Raw genomic sequence first — 6,225 nt, forward strand, 5'->3', positions numbered from 1 at the left:
ACTGGAAAGGTCGCATTATTTACATGCGTACTGACTATCCAGCCTCTGCACGATTACATCGCCCCTCCGAATACGCTTCTGCACTCAAAGGCAGGCGTATAGCAAGAGGGGCTTTGTTTGTGCTTAACACCCCGCGTCAGTCACCCGTTGGCCATACCGCTCGACTCGGTTTAATCATACCTAAACGTCTTGCAGCCCGAGCTGTAACACGCAACACCATCAAACGCATTATTCGCGAAGCCTTTCGCTTACAGCGACCTTATCTACCCCCTAGAGACCTCGTCTTTCGCCTGCACAGCAAGGTTCCTGACACGTCTTTACGGCAATTGCGAAAACTCGTGCGAGCAGAAGTCGATGACCTTTTAAAAAAGGTCCGGTAATGAAAACCATATTAATAGGCTGCGTTCGTTTTTACCAAATCGCAATCAGTCCTTGGTTGGGACGAAATTGTCGGTATTTTCCTACGTGTTCAGCCTATACTATCGAAGCCATTGAACAACATGGTGCTTTACGTGGGCTTTGGTTAGGATTAACACGCATTAGCCGCTGCCACCCTTGGGGACGTAGCGGTTACGACCCGGTTCCACCGAAAAAAAAGCACTAATTCATTAACATTACCCGATAAGCCCCTATTTAAGTAAATCGACCAACTGGTCTACACTTAACGTTTGCTTATTCTTTGTATAACAGGCGCTATGGATATTCGACGCACCATCCTTTGGATGATCTTTTCCTTTTCGCTCCTGCTCCTTTGGAATAACTGGCAAGAGTACAACGGCAAACCCTCTTTGTTTGCCAATGCTCCCGTTACCGAAGAGCAGTCAGCTAACACCACGCCGGCCTCAGCGGCGGACACCACCGTACCTCAGGCTCTCAGCAGCACCAGTACCGCTCCCACTTTACCTGAAAGCACGGTAGCCTCTGCTGATACTGAAATTATCACGGTGACCTCTGATGTGTATAAACTCAGCTTCGACACCATTGGTGCCCAGCTGGTACGAGCCGAGCTGCTTAATTACGCATCACCCGATGAAAATGCAGAGCACATGACGCTACTGGATAATTCCGCGACCTCTACCTATCTAGCTCAAACCGGAGTGGTGGGCGCGCCGGCAGGACAGTCATATCCCACTCACCTTACCCCTTTCCGCTTGATTTCGGAGCAAACCGACTTGCAAGCAGGGCGTTTAGATATTGTTTTTGAGGCCACAGCAGATCAGGTTCGCGTTCTCAAAACCTATACCTTAACCGAGGGTAGCTACGATATTAAGGTTTCTCACCAAATCGAAAACCTCAGCGATCAGCCGATAGCCCCTTCGATTTACCTGCAACTGAGTCGCGATGGCAACAACCCCCCCGACTCCTCTAAGCTCTACCGCACCTTTACGGGCCCTGTAGTCTACTCTGAAGACGATAAATTCCAAAAAATCGGTTTTTCCGATATCGATAAAAATAAAGCCAAGTACACCCAATCCGCAGATAACGGTTGGGTAGGCATGGTGCAACATTATTTTGCCTCTGCTTGGGTTCCTCCCCAGGGTCTAGAGCGTAAAAATGAGATTCTACGAGTTGCTAATAACCTCTACGCCGCACGAACCATTTTACCGGTTGGCACCTTGGCAGCTGGCGAAAGCAAAACCATCACCGCCGACCTTTGGGTAGGCCCCCAAGATCAAAAAGCCATGAGTGCCGTTGCCAAAGGCCTGGATCTTGTGGTGGATTATGGTTGGCTAACCATTATCTCTAAACCCCTGTTTACCATCTTAACTTGGTTACACAGCCTGATTGGTAACTGGGGCTGGGCAATTGTGCTACTGACCGTCTTAATTAAACTGGTCTTCTATCCGCTTTCTGCTGCCAGCTATCGCTCTATGGCAAAAATGAAGCAGGTCACCCCACGCATGCAAGCCATTCGTGAAAAATATGCGGACGACAAGGTTAAACAAAACCAAGCCATGATGGAGCTCTACCGCAACGAAAAAATCAACCCATTAGGCGGTTGTTTACCCATGCTGGTACAAATTCCCGTCTTTATTGCACTGTACTGGGTGTTACTCGGTAGCGTAGAAATGCGTGGCGCACCATGGATTTTATGGATTCAGGACTTATCTGCCCGTGACCCATGGATGATCTTACCCGCCATCATGATGCTCACTATGTTCTTGCAGATCAAGCTCAATCCCACCCCGCCTGATCCAATGCAAGCCAAGGTCATGATGATTATGCCTTTGGTATTTGGGGGGATGATGTTCTTCTTCCCAGCTGGGTTGGTGCTCTACTGGGTAGTGAACAACGCCCTATCTATCGCCCAGCAACAATACATCACGAGTCGAATCAACAAAGAAGAGGCCGCTAAAAAAGTCGGCTAATACCTTTTTTCTGCTCAAGCAAAAGCCTTCGTTTTTACGAAGGCTTTTTTTATGCTCCATAAATAAAAACTATCGCACCCTTTATCATAATCAATTTCAATCAATATTTGGTTTGCGATAGACTAACCGTCACCCACGACATTAGCCAATACAGCTGCGCCGATGTTTTTAAAATGGGGAAAACCACCCCCGTTTTAGCACGTTTTTCTACCGTTGCAGGTGAAGCGGGAGCGGCAGATGCCGAGCGTGATGTGCGCGGGTTTTCCTTAAAGTTTTATACCGAAGAGGGAAACTGGGACTTAGTAGGTAATAATACCCCTGTGTTCTTTATTCGTGACCCGCTTAAATTCCCCGATTTTATCCACACCCAAAAGCGCGATCCACGCACCCATTTACGCAATATGAACGCCGCGTGGGATTTTTGGTCGCTTAACCCCGAATCCTTGCATCAAGTCACGATTTTAATGAGTGATCGAGGTTTACCTAAAAATTTCCGTCAAATGCATGGCTTTGGCTCGCACACCTATAGCCTAATCAATGCCGATGGGGTACGCCACTGGGTAAAATTTCATTTTAAATCCCAGCAAGGAATCGCTAACTATACTAACGAAGAAGCCGCACAAGTGGTCGGCCAAGACCGCGAAAGCGCCATTCGGGATCTCTTTGAAAACATCGAAGCCCAAAATTTCCCGCGGTGGAACTTACGCATTCAAGTGATGACCGAGGAACAAGCTAACACCTATCACATCAACCCCTTTGATCTAACAAAAGTGTGGCCTCATGGTGATTTCCCACTCATTGATGTAGGTGTGCTCGAGCTTAACCAAAACCCAGACAACTACTTTGCACAAATAGAACAAGCCGCGTTTAGCCCAGCCAATATCGTTCCCGGCATTGGTTATTCCCCTGACCGCATGTTGCAAGGCCGTCTCTTTGCTTATGGCGATACTCAGCGTTACCGCTTAGGCATCAACCATCATCAAATCCCTGTTAACGCTCCACGCTGCCCTTTCCATAACAGTTTCCACCGTGATGGCGCCATGCGTGTAGACGGTAACCAAGGTGCTAAACCTAACTACGAACCAAACAGTGCGAATACTTGGCAAGAATCCAGTTATAATGAACCTCCATTAGCCTTAGATGGCCAAGCTGCAGACCATTGGAACCACCGCGAAGACGCCGACTACTACTCCCAGCCCGGCGACTTATTCCGCCTTATGAACACCGAGCAAAAACAGCAGCTATTCAATAATATTGCCGATGCATTTGCCGGCGTAGACGAGGCCATTATCCAACGTCAATTACAGCATTTTCACCAAGCAGATCCAGCTTATGCCCAAGGCGTACGCGAGGCCCTTGCCCAACGTAACGCTTAACTCCTAAAGATAAGTCGGGTCTGCTCTTGATTACAACTATGAGCATAACCACTTATCCTATCGCAGCAATTGCCACAGCCCCCGGACGCGGGGGCATTGGCATTGTCCGTATTTCCGGTCCTGATCTAAGTGGCTTTGTACACGCCTTTTTCTCACAGCCACTGCGTCCCCGCCACGCTCACTTCCTTCCTTTTAATGATGCCCACGGTCAAGCCATTGATGAGGGTATCGCGCTTTATTTCAAAGCACCCCACTCTTATACTGGCGAAGATGTGCTTGAGCTCCAAGGCCATGGCGGCACCGCCGTTTTACGCCGTGTGCTAGCTCGTTGCTTTGAGGTTGGCGCTGCTTTTGGTTTACGACACGCTGCTCCTGGCGAATTCACCCAGCGTGCTTTTCTAAATGACCGCATGGATTTGGCCCAAGCCGAGGCCGTCGCCGACTTAATCAACGCCTCCTCAGAAGCGGCAGCCAAAGGGGCGATGGCCTCTCTCAGTGGGGCTTTCTCCAACCAAATTAACGCACTGGCAGACCGTATTATTCATTTGCGCATGCTAGTAGAGGCCACGCTCGATTTCCCCGAGGAAGAAATCGATTTTTTAGAAAAATACCAAGCTGCAGAGCAACTACAAAGTATCCACGATGAGCTGCAATCCTTACGCCGTCACGCCAAACAAGGCCAAGTCATGCGCGATGGGCTACATGTGGTTCTAGCAGGACAACCCAACGTTGGTAAGTCCAGCTTATTAAATGCTCTTGCTGGTGATGAGATCGCTATTGTCACCGATATTGCTGGCACTACCCGTGACCGAGTCACTCAGCTGATCCACATCGATGGCGTCCCCATTCATATTGTCGACACAGCGGGTTTGCGTGAAACAGAAGACACCGTTGAAAACATCGGTATTCAACGCTCCTGGCAAGAAATTGCCAAAGCAAATGTTATTTTGCATTTAATCGACGCTCGCCACCCGAATGACGACTCTGATCAAACTATTATTTCTCGCTTACCACAGCATACACCTACCATACGGGTGTATAACAAATGCGACTTATTAGAAACGAGTCACCTCGACCTTCTACCAAAAGAAAATGATTCTCATTTACGCATATCAGCACATACAGGACAAGGCTTAGAAACATTACGGCAGCGTCTTCTGCATTTGGCGGGCTGGTCACCCAATACAGAATCACCCTGGTTAGCACGTGAGCGCCATCTACATGCTTTAGATCGTTGTGATGCGCATCTTCAGTTAGCCCGATTCCATGCTCAACACGATGATCAGATCCTAGATCTTTTTGCTGAGGAGCTTCGCTTAGCCCATACTGAACTATGTGAGATCACAGGTACGTTTACCAGCGATGACTTACTCGGAGAGATTTTCTCTAGCTTCTGCATCGGCAAATAAAAAAAGCACATTGTTTCACATGAAACAATGTGCCACCCAACAAAGCCGTGGCTTTGTAGCTTAAACTCGAAAAATCATCACTCCCACTGCATTTCGCCGGTTAACACTTTTGCCCCTAGCTCCAACGCATCATCACCAGGCAAATCAGGAAAATGAGCTTTCATTGCTTGCACAAAATCCTGAGCGTTTTTAGCTTGAGCGAGCTCTTTTTCCGCTACTTGCAAATACCCCTTCGTAAAACGAATCACTTCTTTTGCCTCTGTCGGAAGCTTACCTTGATAATGACCAGGTATTACGGTTTTTACATCTAAACCTTCTAAATAGCTTAACTGCTCTACCCAAACCTCACGTTGTTCTTTAGCTGCCGTATCAGCCAACCAAACATGCTCTCCTGAGTCTAATAAAATCCCACCTAAGATGGTTTGAATACTAGGAATCCAAAGCACATTCCGATTAGGGGTCTTGCTTTCCAATCCAACGATCTCGATCCTTTGTCCCGCAAAAGCAAGAGTATCGCCATGCAAAACCTCAGGCGTGATAAGCGAATCGGGCGCACTGTCCCCTAACTTCGGTCCCCAGAACTTCAGCTTCTCATCTTTAGTTTTAGTAATATGCTCTACCGTTGGCGCTGTGGCCAAGACCTTGGCTTGTGGAAACGCATTAACAATGGGTTCTAAACCAAAATAAAAATCAGGATCCCCGTGACTAATAAAAATCGTTTTAAGTGGTTTGCCGGTGGCCTGAATACGCTCAACCAATTTCTCCCCATCTTTTGGTGAAAACTGCGCGTCAATGAGCATCACCTCATTGTCAGCGACTAACAAATTCGACACTACAGGGAAAATCGCATCAGCTCCAGGCTTATAGGTTTGTACTTGATTTTTTTGCTCTGCTTGTACACTCGCTCCCACAATAGCGCTACAAAAAAATACACTATGAAATAACTTGAGCATGACGTTTCCTTTATCTATCAATAGTCCAAGCTTTAGAATACGTTCCTACCCCATAAAGAAAAACAAGCTATTTCACATTAGTTTGTTGCACATACTGAGCAAATCATGGATAGAATTA

The 6,225-nt window shown here is 47.5% G+C and carries 5 protein-coding genes and 1 pseudogene; 5 read left to right on the plus strand and 1 reads right to left on the minus strand.

All coding sequences use genetic code 11. From position 1 onward, the window contains the following. Window positions 1-23 precede the first annotated feature (23 nt). The 5 genes and pseudogenes from Q1V74_RS00525 to mnmE all read left to right on the plus strand — a co-directional run bounded on the left by Q1V74_RS00525 (window position 24) and on the right by mnmE (window position 5,154). Window positions 24-380, plus strand: coding sequence for a ribonuclease P protein component (locus Q1V74_RS00525; RefSeq protein ID WP_300646570.1), 357 nt, complete (start codon window positions 24-26; stop codon window positions 378-380). Continuing rightward, window positions 380-604: a membrane protein insertion efficiency factor YidD gene (gene yidD, locus Q1V74_RS00530; protein WP_260650517.1), complete on the plus strand. Its 225-nt coding sequence runs from the start codon at window positions 380-382 to the stop codon at window positions 602-604. The genes Q1V74_RS00525 and yidD overlap by 1 nt, the downstream gene beginning before the upstream one ends. A 91-nt stretch (window positions 605-695) precedes the next feature. After that, window positions 696-2,369, plus strand: a complete 1,674-nt coding sequence (gene yidC, locus Q1V74_RS00535) for a membrane protein insertase YidC (protein ID WP_300646571.1) — start codon at window positions 696-698, stop codon at window positions 2,367-2,369. Between the two features lie 125 nt (window positions 2,370-2,494). After that, window positions 2,495-3,745, plus strand: a pseudogene (locus Q1V74_RS00540) (catalase); the annotation flags it as partial. 38 nt (window positions 3,746-3,783) lie between these two features. Continuing rightward, window positions 3,784-5,154: a tRNA uridine-5-carboxymethylaminomethyl(34) synthesis GTPase MnmE gene (gene mnmE / locus Q1V74_RS00545; RefSeq protein ID WP_300646573.1), complete on the plus strand. Its 1,371-nt coding sequence runs from the start codon at window positions 3,784-3,786 to the stop codon at window positions 5,152-5,154. 77 nt (window positions 5,155-5,231) lie between these two features. Here the strand turns inward: mnmE and Q1V74_RS00550 are convergent, their stop codons facing one another. Beyond that, the gene (locus tag Q1V74_RS00550) at window positions 5,232-6,107 is read right to left on the minus strand and encodes an MBL fold metallo-hydrolase (protein ID WP_300646574.1); all 876 of its coding nucleotides are present in this window, start codon (window positions 6,105-6,107) and stop codon (window positions 5,232-5,234) included. Between the last annotated feature and the right edge of the window lie 118 nt (window positions 6,108-6,225).

It is taken from the genome of Paenalcaligenes sp. (assembly GCF_030152715.1).
GTDB lineage: Bacteria > Pseudomonadota > Gammaproteobacteria > Burkholderiales > Burkholderiaceae_B > Paenalcaligenes > Paenalcaligenes hermetiae.

Bases quoted from the DNA above. Each gene is read 5' to 3' on its own strand.
- yidC (WP_300646571.1), top strand. From the start codon at position 696: ATGGATATTCGACGCACCATCCTTTGGATGATCTTTTCCTTTTCGCTC.
- Q1V74_RS00525 (WP_300646570.1), top strand. From the start codon at position 24: ATGCGTACTGACTATCCAGCCTCTGCACGATTACATCGCCCCTCCGAA.
- mnmE (WP_300646573.1), top strand. From the start codon at position 3,784: ATGAGCATAACCACTTATCCTATCGCAGCAATTGCCACAGCCCCCGGA.
- yidD (WP_260650517.1), top strand. From the start codon at position 380: ATGAAAACCATATTAATAGGCTGCGTTCGTTTTTACCAAATCGCAATC.
- Q1V74_RS00550 (WP_300646574.1), bottom strand. From the start codon at position 6,107: ATGCTCAAGTTATTTCATAGTGTATTTTTTTGTAGCGCTATTGTGGGA.